Raw genomic sequence first — 14,134 nt, 5'->3', positions numbered from 1 at the left:
GACAAACTTCTGACTCAACGGAAGGTTTCACTTTCTGTCACTTACCGTTGAGCCAACAGGTCATGGTGAGAGGGCTACCGCGCACGCGCCCACCACCGCTTCACCCACAACGTCCCCACAATCCCAACGACAATCGAGGCCAATGGCAGCGTCGAGGTCAAATTCAGCGTAGGGAATACCAGCAAAATCTGTGAGTCGTTGCCACCGAGCATCATCGACGCGCCAATGCCCATCAGCACCCCGGCCAATAAGTGCACACATGCCTTTGACAGGTTGAACGGCTGGTAGCTGAAGGTCTTGCGGCGCAGGGTGAAGCTGAGCATGCCCACCAGCAACATCACGAACACCACGACGCGCTGGCCGGTGAGGGTCGTTTGTTCGGGCATCCAGAACAGCTCTGACAGGTGGTAGAAGAACACGCTGGGCGTCCATTGCGGTTCGAAGGTGTACAGCGCGCTGGTCAGCGCCCCCAGCAGCATGCTGGAGAACACCAGATGTTTGTCACCGTGAACATAGGCCAGAAACAGCAACGCCATCAGCACCACACCCAGAGTGAGCAGGTAGTGGCTGCTGGAGATTTCGGGCATCAGCAGGGTTCTGTGCTCGGGCAACATGTTGAGCCGATACCAGAGCACAATCCCCAGCACCCAGCCGACAATCGTAAAGGCTTTATTGAGATTGCCGCACGTAAGTTTGGTCAGGGTGCCGACGCTGCAACCGTCGTTGAGCACCGAGGCGACGCCAAATAACAGTCCGCCACCGATCAACAACGGATACCCGACTTCTGGCGTGAACAACGGCTGGTTGATGCCGAAATAGCGATAAAGCGGCGCCAGCAGCAGGCCAAACAACCCGCAGGACACCAGTGCCACGAACAAGGTGGGTCGACGTTTGAGCATTAAAGCGCTGGCTTTGACCAGGCACATACCCATCCGCTGCGAAACCCAACCAATCAGGAATGCCAGCAACCACGCGATCAGCAACGAAAGCACACGCCTCCTAACACCTCGGCAAGCCCATCGATGGGTTAAAGACTAGTCGGCTTTTCAGTGGGCTCGCCAAGGCGACAACTAGGCCATCGTATCGACCCGCTCGATATTGTCAGCCAACGCAAAGACTGGCTAACAGCGGGATTCCTGCTAGCTTTCAAGCGAGCCCTAGGCTTCGCCCAGTGGCGCCTTTCCTGTCTGCGCCAGTCTTTCAGCCCACCTCGAAAGGGACCCCATGACCACCCTCAAAGACCGTCTGAAGCAGGGCAAGGATGCGCGCAAGCAGTGTTCCCGTAACGATCAGGCGCTGCACGGGAAGACCGATCGCGACCCAGTGCCCTTGATCAAAGCCTCCAGTGCAGGGCGAATCCGCTCGCTGAACGAGTTGCGCTTCGGGCGCATGCTGGTTTCGCCTTTCGCCTTCTATCGTGGCAACGCCCTGCTGCACGCTCACGACCTGTCCGGGACGCCGGACATGGGGCTGCATTCAACCATTTGCGGTGATTGTCACCTGATGAACTTCGGTGGTTTTGGCACGCCGGAACGCAACCTGCTGTTCAGCGTCAACGACTTCGACGAGGCTCACCCCGGCCCCTGGGAATGGGACCTGAAACGGCTGGTGGCAAGCTTCGTGGTCGCCGTTCGCGACCTACGCCACGGTGCGTCAGTGGAGGAAGACATCTGTCGCCGTGTGGTCGCTGCCTATCAAGAGAGCATGGCTGAATGTGCCGAACAAAGTGCCATGGAAATCTGGTACGACGCCCTCGGTTACAACGAACTGCTCAAACAGGAGCCCTCCACCAGCACGCTGGAGCATGTGAAAAATGCCATTAACAAAGCCGAGCATCGTACCCATGCCGAACTGCTGCCCAAGATATGCGAGCGCGATAAACACGGCCGCTTGCTGATCCGTGATGATCCGCCACATATCTTCCACCTGCACAAAGATTCCACGCTACTGGACGCCAATGATGACTGGATGCGCGTGGACGATTGGCGACCACCGTACGACGCCCTCATGCACGATTACCGAGCCACGCTGATGGGCGATCGTCGCGATTTGCTGACACGCTTCCAGGTCCAGGACCTGGCGTTCAAAGTCGTTGGGGTGGGCAGCGTCGGGACACGCTGCCTGGTTGCTCTGCTGACCGACGATCAGGAGCGACCGCTGTTTCTACAGATCAAGGAAGCACGCCGTTCGGTGATTGCCGATTACGTCAAAGCCAAATCGCGGATACGCCATAACGGCGAGCGCGTGGTTGAAGGCCAGCGCCTGATGCAGTCGGCCAGCGATCTGTTCCTCGGTTGGACCACCAGCCCCAACGGCCAGCACTTCTATGTGCGCCAGCTGCGGGACATGAAAATATCGGCAGAGCTGGAAACCTTCGATGCCGAAACGTTTTCCGCGTATGGCCACATCTGTGGCAAAGCCCTGGCTCGCGCCCACGCCAAAGCCTCCGGTCAAGCTGCACAAATCAGCGGTTACATTGGCAAGAGCGAGGTCATGGCCAATGCACTGTTCAAGTACGCCAAGGCCTATTCCGAGCAGAACGAGCGCGACTTCGAACGTTTTCAACGAGCCTGCCGCAAAGGCAAACTACAGGCCCGTTCGGAAACTGACTTTGCCGCCGATCATCTGCCTTAGACGTGCACCTCGAAAAACTCAAAGGGTGACCGGTTCGGTTCTACTGAGCTATAAACCGGTCGTTCTTATGCGTACTGTTTTCAATTCACATTTTGTTAAGAAGTGGCCTCGTATACTTTCGAGTCCTGTTTTACTCTCGGCCCTCATCCTTCGGTAGCCTGATGCCTATGTCACGCCCTGCCCCACTCCTGTTTCTACTCACCTGCCTGCTGTTCTTCTTCGCCCTCGGCAATCACCAGTTGCAAGGTTCCACCGAAGCCCGGGTTGCCGGGATCGCCATGGAAATGCACCTGGATAACGATTGGGTGACGCCGCGCCTGTTTGGCCAGCCTTTTCTGGAGAAACCGCCGCTGAGTCTGTGGCTCGATGCCGGGGCGATTCGTGCCTTCGGTGGCACGCCATGGGCGGTGCGGCTGGCATCGGCCTTCGCCGGGTTGTTCAGCGTGATGCTGCTGTACACCCTGCTGCGTCGGTTCGGCCGGCCAACGACCATCGCCCTGGTCGCCGGGATCATGCTGGCAACCATGGCCAGTTACTGGGGCAACGTTCGCGGTGTCGGTGAAGACGCGCTGCTGAGCCTCGGCGTAACCCTGGCGCTGCTTTCGTTCTATCAGGCCCATCGCCAACAAGCCGAACAGCGTGGCGCCCTGGGCAGCTGGCTGCTCTTTGCTGTCGGCATCGCCATCGCCACGTTGAGTAAAGGCGTGCTTGGTCTGGCGATGCCGGGCGTGGTGATCTTTTTCTATCTGCTGACCGAGAGCCTGATCGACAAACGCTTGAGCCTTGCGCGCTGGATAGGCCCGGCACTGGCGACCCTGCTCGGGCTGATCCCCTTGCTGATCTGGCTTTTCATGCTCTATCAGCGCGGCGGCTCGCAGGCACTGGCCGAAGTGTTGCTGACCAACAGCGTTGGTCGCTTCAGCGGTTCGTTCGTTCAGGCCGGTCACTATGAGCCGTTCTATTACTACCTGACCAAACTGCCGGAAGCCTTCCTGCCGTGGAACATCCTGGTGTATCTGGGTCTGTGGCATTTCCGTAAGAGCCTGGCAAACAATCGCTACCTGTTGTTCTTTACGGTGTGGCTGCTTGCCCAATTCCTGATGCTGACCCTGGCATCCAGCAAGCGCACTGTGTACCTGATGTCACTGACACCGGCCGCAGCCGTAATCGCGGCGGAATATGCCGCCGTGCTGTTCGAGCGCCTGCGCCAGCACACCGAAGCATCGACCCTGGTCGGTAAAATCGCCCGTAACCGTCGTGGTATCGCGATCGGCATTATCAGTCTGTTCATCGTCGCTTATCTGTCAGCGGCCCAATGGGCGTTCCCACGTGCTGACCGCAAAGAGTCGTTCCTGCCATTGACCGATCAAATCCAGACAATGCAGGCCAACGGTCAGGAAGTAGCGCTGTTCAAGGCGAACGAACGGACCGCCGGGGCGACCGTGTTCTACACCCATAGCCTGCTCAAGGACCTGGAGACCGACGCCGAGCTGACGGCGTTTCTCGCCGCCTCCCCAAACAATGTGGCGCTGCTAGCCGGCGATACAGAACCCACTGCACCGTTGAAAATAGTGAAGCAGATACTGGTGGGCCGTCAGGTGTACTACTTCGTCACCCTCTAAAACAGCTAACAAAAAAACGGCACCTGATACAGGTGCCGTTTTTTATTGTCCGGGGAAAGTAGCGACGTTGGGTATCAGCCCACCCCCTGTGCCTGGTTGTGTTTGGGGTGGCTTACTTGATATCGACTGATTGCCAGTCAGAGGCTTCGATCAGCCCCAGCAGTTTGGGCTGGGTTTGCGCGGTATCCAGCGTAAAAAACAGCGACGCGCCATACCCTGGGGTCGGTGCTGGCAACTTCAGTTCTTTTTCCAGCTCCACCATGCACTCGCTGTGGGTGACCAGCACCAGGTTACGGCCGGCGACCTTGTGCGCCAGCACATCACGCAGCATCGTGCCTTTGCAGTTGAAGAGCCAATCCTGGGCACTGCCGAGCGTATTGAACATATAGCGCGACGTTTGCGTGGTCCGCGTCAACGGACTGTTGTAGATGTCGGCGTCAGTCAGGCCCAGGTGGGCAAATTGCGAACCAATCCCGGTAGCTACCGCACGCGCACGTTCGGTAATGCCATCGGCACTGTCCAGGCAAGGGGCGGTGGAGTGGTCGCATCGCTCAACATGACGGATCAGCACAATCGTATCGCCCTTGGCCCAACTGGCCATCAGGGCCTTGTCCCCGGCGATGTTGCCGTGGGCCAGGTCCGCCGGACCGACGGGACGCAGCAGCCAGAATGCCAACGCGATAACAACGAGCGATGCCAGTAGTGCCAGGGCAATGTATCTAGCGCGAGTGAGCCCCCCCCTGTTCAGTGAACGCTTGATACCCGCAAGACCCAATCTCGACTCCACCTTCATACCGCCTCGGACACACGAATACCCCATTGTACGGGCAACATTAAAAGTCGATGCGTAAGTACCCAGTGAAATGAATGTGAAAAAATGCTCAACCGACAAGCATGCCCCGTATTTTCTTGTTACGAAAAACGTTTCAGCTATCGCGCCTGCCGCCGATACGCCCTCTACGAATACATTCTGCTGGCCTCCAAAAAAAATAATCTTCCAGCCAACTGATGATAAGAAGCACAACGTTCCTGGAGGAATTTTTGATGAATAGCTGGTTCGCCAACATCAGCGTCAACCTGAAGCTGAGCCTGGGCTTCGGCCTGGTGCTGGCCCTTACGTGCATTCTCGCCCTGACCGGCTGGACCAGCCTGGGTGGGCTGATCGACCGCAGTAACTGGATGAGCGACATCACTCAGCTGAACGCAGGGCTGACCAAACTGCGGGTTACCCGTTTGCAGTACATGCTGGCCAACGGTGACGAAACCGTGGCACAGACAGTGCAAACGGCCCTCGACGGCTTCAAGGCCCAGCAGCAATCGCTGGTATCGAGCTTCAAGAGCCCGGAAAACCTCAAACTGCTCAAGGAACAGGGCGCGGTCATCGACGCCTACCAGCAGTCGTTGAACAAAATGCGTAACGCTTATCGAACCGGGAACAGCGCGCGTCAGGCCATGGGCGAGAATGCCGAGAGCGCCAACACGCTGATCGGTGATATCGACACCCGCGTGCGCCAGATGCCCTTGAGCGATCAACGCTTCGAGCAGTTCCTGGCCATTACCGAGGCCAAGGAACAGTTTCAGCTCGCCCGCTACGAAGTCCGCGGCTACACCGCCGACAGTAATCCGACCACCGAGCAAAAAGCGGTTGCCCAACTCGACGCGGCAATCGCCAGCCTGAAAGCACTCAACACGCATTTCGCCGACACCCAGCAAGACGCGTTGCGTCAGCTGCAAAGCGCCCTGCTGAATTACCGCAGTGCGTTACAGGCCTTCAAGGCAGCTAACAGCGAAGCGGTTCTGGCTCGTCAGGAAATGACCGTCCAGGGTAATGACATCGTTGCGCGCAGTGATGCGCTGTATCAGATCCAGCTGGATCGCCGCGACATCGAAAGCACCCAGGCACGCACCCTGCAACTGATCAGCACAGTGCTGGCGTTGCTGGTCGGCGTGCTCGCGGCCGTGATCATCACCCGTCAGATCACCCGCCCGCTGCGCGAAACCCTGGCGGTGGTCGAACGCATCGCCGGCGGCGACCTGACCCATGACATCCACGTCACCCGTCGCGACGAACTTGGTGTGTTGCAGCAAGGCATCGCACGGATGGGCGTCACCCTGCGCGACTTGATCAGCGGCATCCGCGATGGCGTCACCCAGATCGCCAGCGCTGCCGAAGAGCTGTCAGCCGTGACAGAAGAAACCAGCGCCGGGGTCAACAGCCAGAAAATCGAAACCGATCAGGTCGCCACCGCCATGCACGAAATGACGGCCACCGTGCAGGAAGTCGCGCGCAACGCCGAAGAGGCGTCGCAAGCGGCAGCAGCGGCAGACGGTGAAGCCCGCGAAGGCGATAAAGTGGTCAACGAAGCGATCGCCCAGATCGAACGCCTGGCCAGTGAAGTGGTGCGTTCCACCGAAGCCATGACCATGCTGCAACAGGAAAGCGACAAGATCGGCAGCGTCATGGACGTGATCAAGGCAGTGGCCGAACAGACCAACCTGCTGGCGCTCAACGCCGCCATTGAAGCTGCGCGCGCCGGTGAGGCCGGTCGCGGTTTCGCCGTGGTCGCTGACGAAGTGCGCGGCCTGGCCCAGCGCACGCAGAAATCCACCGAAGAAATCGAAGGCCTGGTCGCCGGTTTGCAGAACGGCACCCAACAAGTGGCCGCGGTGATGAACAACAGCCGCAGCCTGACCGACAGCAGCGTCGAGCTGACCCGCAAGGCCGGTGTGTCACTGGAAAACATCACCCGCACGGTGTCGAACATCCAGTCGATGAACCAGCAGATTGCTGCCGCTGCCGAGCAGCAAAGCGCGGTGGCCGAAGAAATCAGCCGCAGCATCATCAACGTGCGCGACGTCTCCGAGCAAACGGCCGCCGCCAGTGATGAAACTGCCGCGTCCAGCGTTGAATTGGCACGGCTGGGTAATCAGTTGCAGATGATGGTCAGCCACTTCCGCGTCTGACCTGCCAACCTTCAATACTCTCGGCCCGTAACGCGCCTATTCAGCCCCTTTCCTGCAACGGGTATGGGGGCTGAATACCGGCGTTCTCTCGACGATAAATCCGAACAACGGATTGCTTTTTCATACAGCCCAATCCCCAGCCAACCTACCGCGATTCCAGACTGACTCCTGTACGTTTTCTTCTGCCCAAGAACATTCCGTTCGAACAGGAGAATGACAACACATGGACGTAGGCAACGACTCGCTGTTACACAGGTTGATTGACTCCCCAGGCAACGAAGACGAGACAAAAGCCGACTTCAAGACAGCCATGCAGCGCATGGGTTTTGAGTCGGTGTTCGACATCGTGCGCCTGACCAAAGAGGAGTTCACCCTTGAACTCGCCAGGCATACCGACGCAAACGCCGAGCAGGCGTATGGCAACGCGCTGAGCTATGCCCGACAGATCAGCCGTCTGTATCAGGAGCATCAGCTGTCATCCGGCGATGCCAGTCGACGTGTTCGGCGCAGCGCTGGTACCGAGTCGACGTCAGCGCCCGCCACCTATCAAGCATTGTTCAACGAGAATTGGGAGCAGTTTTGCAAGGACGGTGATATCGCTGCAATCGACTCGCCAGTGGCCTATCTGCGAGCGCTGTATCTGTTTGCCGGACAACTGGAAAAATCGTCCACACACCCCGACAGGATCACTCTGGAGAAGAGGCGTCCAGACCTCAAGAACCTGATGCTGGATCACCAGAGTGCCTTCGCGGCAAAGCCGATGCTGAGCATCGTCAATGACGCCTTGAGCAGTCATGTCCAGGAACACCTGAAAAAAACCAACAACACGAAGTCCGTTGACGAAGTATTGGCCAGCGAGCGCTACCCGCTCTCTCTGCCCTATGACCTTCATCATCACCAGTGCTTGCTTGGGTTGGGTGCAGATAAACCCGCGCTGGGCGAGTTGAATTATCAGGTCAGTCTGAAACTGCCGTTTTCGCTCGAACATTCGGAATACGGACGCATTTCGAAGCCCCCTGCCGAGGCTCAGAGACTGATGTCCGGCCTGAGCCCGGAGCAGCAGAAGATACTGATCGAGCCACTCGACCACGATATAGAGGTGAAGGCTTACGGTACTAAAGTCTCCGACCCAAGGCTTAGCGTTGAGCGCTTCAAGGAACTCACCGGGCTGACGATGGAGCAGCTTGATCAGATGCTGGCGCAGGGTAAACACCGTCCGAAAAACTCAACCAACAGCCCAGGGGTCCATCGTAAATTCTATGGATGCGAGTACATCGCCGCGAAGTCAGCTCGCAACAAAACCATAGTGGATACGACGCCCCCCCTGACGTTCAAATTCTTTCCTGTGAATTGTTTCGATCTCTCGCTGCGGATGGTCCGGCTGCAGCGCTGGACCGGTATCCCCGTTGCCGAACTGGATACTCTGATCGTCAACGCCATGCGCTCGGACGGCACTGACTCCCTGTTGCTCAACGCCAATACTGTCCGCGTCCTGGGGGTGTATCGATACCTGAATCAGCGTTATGGCATCGCGCCCGAGGAGTTTGCTTCGCTACTGCACGACATGCCGACATCCGCGTGCGGTGATCGTGCTCCGTTGTTCGATCAAGTGTTTAACCGCACTCAATTGCTCCCGAATCCTCTGCTGCAAAACGAGGGACAGGACATTGATATCAAAGCCCCCAAATCGCAACCGAGCCTCAACTACCTCGGTGCGGGGTTGGGGCTGACCGTCACGCAAGACTCGCTGTTACGGCTCGCGGCACAGACCAAAGAACACCTTTCTTCGCTTAAACACGACTTACCCACGGTGTCTTCACTTTACCGCCAGGCCCGCATCGCACAGATGTTTGGCTTGTCGCCTGTCGAATGCGCAGAAATGGCGCGAACGCTGGGAGGGGAAGCATTCTGCGAGCTGTTGGCCAAAGGCAAATTGAGCGCCCCCTATAATCATTCAACCGACATACTTGATGTATTGATGGCCATGGAATGGGCGGTTGACTGGCTCAAGCAAAACAACCGTGATGTGCTGCAATGGTGTCGCTTGTTCAGTTCAACGAAGGACGACCCACCGTTCCCCCTTGAGCTGGAGAGACGGTTGGAGACATTTCGAGCTGACACCAATCCTTCTGCTGACCATCAACAGCGCCTGGTGGAAACGCTGCTGCATGACATCGCGGACCTATCCGCCGAATACGTCCCCAGCGTGATGGCGATGGGCGAAACCTCCATAATGACAGTCGTCACGGAGATCAAAAATTTCTCGCCAGGAAAAATACCCCAGTCGTTGGCAAAGGTCCTTAGCGCTGCCGTAGCCTGCAAGGGGCTGCACCTGAACAGCAGCACGCTACAGCAATTGATGAGTCATCCTGCGTGGCTCGCCTCGAACAGCCCAGGAACCCTGACACCTCAAACGTTGTACTTGCTCGAACGCTTCAGTCAGATACTGCGACAACCCTCGAAATGGCGCGCGCCCTGAGTGGTCATTTACTGCGCAGCGAGATCCTCGGAATCGATACACGCCTGAAAACCAGAACGCTTTATTCGGTTCAGGAAAACCGCTATCAGGTCCGTCTGCTGCAAGTGCCAGACAGTCGCCAGCGCTACGCCCTGATGTTGCCGCTGCCACTGGAGTCCATCAGTTACCAGTACGAGGGCATTGCCGATGATCCGCAATGCCAGCACAGCTTCAATCTGCAGCACGACAGGTTCGGCGCACTGATCCACAACGTAAGCGTCCACTACGCCCGACGTAAAACCGACAGTGATACCCCGCCGTTCAGCGATGCCGACCAACAGCAATGGTGGCGCGATGCTCATGAAACAGCCCTGAAAGCCTTCGATGTGTTGTCGCAAGCAACTCGCCCCAAGGGAAAACTGCTTGAACGAAGTGGCTATCACCGCATGACCGATTTTCTCCCGACGTCCACGTCCCCCAAAAAGCTCTGGTCAGTCAAAAGCGGTTTCTCGACCTACACCACACTGGAGGGTTTTTACAAAATAAAAACCCTCCAACCGAGCACAAGCCAGGGCGTGACCGAGATCAGCCACGACAAGTACGGCTGCCTCATCACCGCGGTCAAACTGCCCGATGGCTGCGTCACCCAGGCCGCCTACGATTACCGCTCGCTTGCGCCCCGACGCATCACCGATCCGAACGGGAACATTCAAGAAGGCCTCTACGACAGTTTTGGCCAGATACTGGCCAGCAGTTTTTATGGCAGCGAGGGTAACAAGCTCACAGGTTTCAAACCTGTTGCCCAATACGGACGACCGGTATTCACCAGTCCGAGCGAGGCGATCACCAACAAAGAAGACGCTCTGAAAGACGCCGCCATTGCCATCTATTACGCCCCCTTTAGCTGGATGGGGCGCGCCTCGGACACCGCTCTGAAGGACACCGACTGGCTGACCCGTTGCGTAGCCAACGGCGACTTACTGCCGAGCGGACATATCTGTGCCTCGATTCGGCGTCGTCTGGCGGACCTTGAGACACTCTCGGCCGATGAAGCGAAACTGAAGGCCGAACTCGACATTTCGGCCCGCGAGCCGGTGCACATTGCGGCACTGACCGCCGATCGTTATCCCGATGACAACCAAAGGCAAATCCGAATCGCCGTGACCTCCAGTGACGGCTTTGGCCGGACTCTGCAACAAAAACTCAAGGTCGAGTCAGGAACAGCCTACGTCGTCAGCAACAACGGAGAGCTGACGCTCAACGGCCAAATACCGCAGCAACAGAACGCCGCGCAGCGCTGGCGCGTCAGTGAACGTGTCGAATACAACAACAAGGGATTGGCGATCCGAACTTACCGTCCTTACTTCGCCGATCAGCACCGCTACATCAACGATGTGTCCTTTCGGAAGTTCGGCCACTGCGATTTGCAGTTTTACGATGCACTGGGGCGACCGACTCACACGCGACTCGCCAAACAGGGTGATCTTTCCTGTCTGCGGCGGCAAACCCGTCATCCCTGGTACACCGTGGATGAAGACGAGAACGACACACTCGAAGAGGTCATGCCCAAACCACTCCCGACAACCGGAGGTGAGGCATGAACGTACGCCTACACCGCAAAACCCCCACGATCAACGCCATCGACAGCCGTGGCCTGCCTGTGCGGCACATCGCTTACTGGCGCCGCAGCGCAGACGACAGCCCTCAAGCACGTATTACCCGCCAGGACCACGACACTGCCGGACACCTGGTTGCGCAGTGGGATCCACGACTGTCTGGCAAAATGCCAAAGGCCAATCTGACCACCGTCTACAGCCTGTCCGGCAAGGCGTTGTTGGTCGACAGTGTCGATGCCGGGTGGCGCCTGAGTCTGCCTGGCGACGCCGGACAGACACTGCGCAGCTGGGATCAGCGTGGCAGCCACTGGCAAACGAGCTACGACAATCAGCTACGGCCGACCGACATCCAGGAGCAAGCAGCTGGCCAGGATCTGCGCGTGATAGAACGCTTCAGCTATGGCGATAATTCGTCAGCCGCTGCGGCGAGCAACCTGTGTGGTGCACTGACCCGTCACGATGACAGCGCCGGTACCCTGCTCATCCATGACTATGCACTCTGCGCCAAACCTGCTGGCCAGACACGGCGCTTCCTCATCGATCCCCGGCAGCCACATTGGCCGGCAGACGCGAAGGATCGCGATGTTCTGCTTGAAGAGGGGGATGGCCATAAAACGATCTGGCGCTACGACGCGCTGGGAGAAATGATCCAGCAAATCGATGCCGGTCAGCACCAACAACGCTTCGCGTTTGATGTTGCGGGTCAACTCAAGTCCGTGAGCCTGAAAACAAAAGACGCCGTGATCGAAAAAAACATCGTGAAGGATCTGGTCTACAACGCGTTTGGCCAAGTGGAATCCCAGACTGCCGGAAACGGGGTTACCAGCCGCGCCCTGTTCGATCCGGCCAGCGGCCGCTTGACCTCACTCGGCGCGTCCGTGTCTGGCAGCACCCTGCAGGACTTGCACTACACCTATGACGCAGTGGGCAATGTGACGCAGATCGAGGACAAGACCCAGCCAGTGCAATTTGGCAGCAACCAGCGAGTCGAAGCCATCAGCACCTACACCTACGACAGCCTCTACCAACTGACCAGCGCGACGGGCCGTGAAGCGGCAGGCTCCAATAGCCAACCTCACCTTCCCAGCTCCAGCAGAACACCGATCGACGCCCGGCAATTGTTCAACTTTACCGAGCTCTACACGTACGACACCGGGGGCAACCTGACCGAACTGCGCCATGTTCGCGATCGTAATAACTACACCCGGACCCTGAACATTGCCGCCGCAAACAATCGTCTCCAGTCCTGGAACAAGGGCGACTCAACACCTGACATCGCAGCAAACTTCGATGCCAACGGTAACCTGCACGCGCTGCAACCGGGTCAGGCGCTGGAATGGAACACCCGCAATCAACTCGCCAGTGTCATGCTGATCCAGCGTGAAGACGGGCGCGATGACATTGAGCGCTACAGCTACGACAGCAGCGGTCAACGTGTACGCAAGATTCAAACTACGCATGCAGCGTCGGTGACTCACACCCGAGAAGTTCGCTATCTGCCGGGCCTCGAAATCCGCACCCGCACTCACGAGCGACTGGAAGTCATCACCCTGCAAGCCGGTCGCTGCAGCGTTCGCTACCTGCACTGGACCCAAGGCCGACCGGCCGGTATCGCGGCCAATCAAATACGCTACAGCCTTGATGACCATCTGGGTTCCAGCTCACTGGAGCTCGACGACCAGGCATGGCTGATCAGTCAGGAAAGTTATTTGCCTTATGGTGGAACGGCGTGGACGGCGTCCCGTTCGGCTGTGGAGGCCGATTACAAAACGATTCGATATTCCGGCAAGGAGCGTGATGCCAGTGGGTTGTATTACTACGGACACCGGTATTACGCGCCATGGTTACAGCGTTGGATCAGTCCTGATCCGGCGGGAGCGGTTGACGGGTTGAATCTGTATTGCATGGTGGGGAACAACCCGCTGCGCTACACCGATCATCACGGTCATAACAAAGTGGAATCCAACATCAAGGAAGCGTTGGGTAATTACTCAGGCATTTTAAGCGAGCTGAACAAAAGGGTCGGTACGCTGAATCATCAGATCTACAACAGCACGAGAAAAAGAGACATCGTAAAAAGACTGTTTCAAAGTTACGCCTATAACGCAGTGAGGCATTTGATGTCACTGGGGGCCGGTTTATTGGCCGCGCCGACTGGTCCGGTTGGTGTCGTGGGTGCCCTGGTCACCACGTCTTTAACCATCGATGCGATTGCCGGCAAAGTGAATGCAACTCAGCATCTTCCCGTCGCGATGTATCCCCAATCCGAACAACTCGATCCTGACGAAATAGAGTATGTGGGACGGACGGCTTTCCATAACGTGAACGCAAAGCTGGAACACGCAAAGAACAAAGATCTGAATCCTCGATACCCGAAAGGACAGAAAAAATGGGCGTTGATGGGGACCAGTTTTATCCTGACGAAAATACTCGAAGTCAAAGGGGCATGGATTCCCAACTTTGAATCCTCAACTCAGGCAACCAAGGCCCTCAACGGCCTCCCCGGACAGAAAATCGAGCGTTTGAATGACGGCCTGATAAAACTTGATGGCTATCTGGAGCAAGACGCTCATGCCATCAACGCAGCATTTGATGAATTAGGAATGGACCAGTTCTATGCCGAAGGCGTGAAAGGCAGATTGGGACGAGCCCAGGATCGAGTTGCCAGTCACCTGGGCATTGAAAACTCCAGCCTCATCAGCCGTGCATCACTGCAAGGTCAGATAAACGTCGCGCGCGCCACGATACAACGAGGACGGGAACTGCTGTTCAAGCTCAACGAATACAACAAATCGCAAGGCAGATACCCTGCCTGAAGTCGGCGATTGAGGCCTGTCGAG

At 57.5% G+C, this 14,134-nt stretch carries 7 protein-coding genes and 2 pseudogenes; 7 read left to right on the top strand and 2 right to left on the bottom strand.

The window, feature by feature from the left end:
• Window positions 1-74: 74 nt before the first annotated feature.
• Window positions 75-992, bottom strand: a complete 918-nt coding sequence (locus AC1DIH_RS16230; RefSeq protein ID WP_477772456.1) for a YeeE/YedE thiosulfate transporter family protein — start codon at window positions 990-992, stop codon at window positions 75-77.
• A 232-nt stretch (window positions 993-1,224) separates the two neighbouring features.
• Here AC1DIH_RS16230 and AC1DIH_RS16225 point away from each other — a divergent pair, with 232 nt between their 5' ends.
• Both AC1DIH_RS16225 and AC1DIH_RS16220 read left to right on the top strand, forming a co-directional pair.
• Window positions 1,225-2,634 (top strand): DUF2252 domain-containing protein, encoded by a 1,410-nt coding sequence (locus tag AC1DIH_RS16225; protein ID WP_477772455.1) that lies wholly within the window; start codon window positions 1,225-1,227, stop codon window positions 2,632-2,634.
• A 167-nt stretch (window positions 2,635-2,801) separates the two neighbouring features.
• Window positions 2,802-4,256 (top strand): ArnT family glycosyltransferase, encoded by a 1,455-nt coding sequence (locus AC1DIH_RS16220; RefSeq protein ID WP_477772626.1) that lies wholly within the window; start codon window positions 2,802-2,804, stop codon window positions 4,254-4,256.
• A gap of 112 nt (window positions 4,257-4,368) precedes the next feature.
• On the opposite strand, the gene pmrG is transcribed toward AC1DIH_RS16220, so the two are convergent.
• Entirely contained in the window at window positions 4,369-5,043 is a 675-nt protein-coding gene (gene pmrG, locus AC1DIH_RS16215) for a lipopolysaccharide core heptose(II)-phosphate phosphatase PmrG (RefSeq protein WP_477772454.1), read from the bottom strand.
• A gap of 221 nt (window positions 5,044-5,264) precedes the next feature.
• Here pmrG and AC1DIH_RS16210 point away from each other — a divergent pair.
• The 5 genes and pseudogenes from AC1DIH_RS16210 to AC1DIH_RS16190 all read left to right on the top strand — a co-directional run.
• A pseudogene (locus tag AC1DIH_RS16210) lies at window positions 5,265-6,362 on the top strand (methyl-accepting chemotaxis protein); the annotation flags it as partial.
• Window positions 6,357-7,220, top strand: a complete 864-nt coding sequence (locus AC1DIH_RS16205) for a methyl-accepting chemotaxis protein (protein ID WP_427533139.1) — start codon at window positions 6,357-6,359, stop codon at window positions 7,218-7,220. The pseudogene AC1DIH_RS16210 and the gene AC1DIH_RS16205, both read left to right, overlap by 6 nt.
• 223 nt (window positions 7,221-7,443) lie before the next feature.
• On the top strand, window positions 7,444-9,699 hold the full coding sequence (locus tag AC1DIH_RS16200) for a Tc toxin subunit A (protein ID WP_477772453.1): 2,256 nt from the start codon (window positions 7,444-7,446) through the stop codon (window positions 9,697-9,699).
• Window positions 9,663-11,279: pseudogene (locus tag AC1DIH_RS16195) on the top strand (toxin TcdB middle/C-terminal domain-containing protein); the annotation flags it as partial. The gene AC1DIH_RS16200 and the pseudogene AC1DIH_RS16195, both read left to right, overlap by 37 nt.
• A gap of 182 nt (window positions 11,280-11,461) precedes the next feature.
• On the top strand, window positions 11,462-14,110 hold the full coding sequence (locus AC1DIH_RS16190) for an RHS repeat domain-containing protein (RefSeq protein WP_477772452.1): 2,649 nt from the start codon (window positions 11,462-11,464) through the stop codon (window positions 14,108-14,110).
• The last annotated feature ends 24 nt before the right edge of the window (window positions 14,111-14,134 follow it).

It is taken from the genome of Pseudomonas sp. 05N36 (genome assembly GCF_056397385.1).
This window is presented reverse-complemented; position numbering and strand designations above follow the sequence as displayed.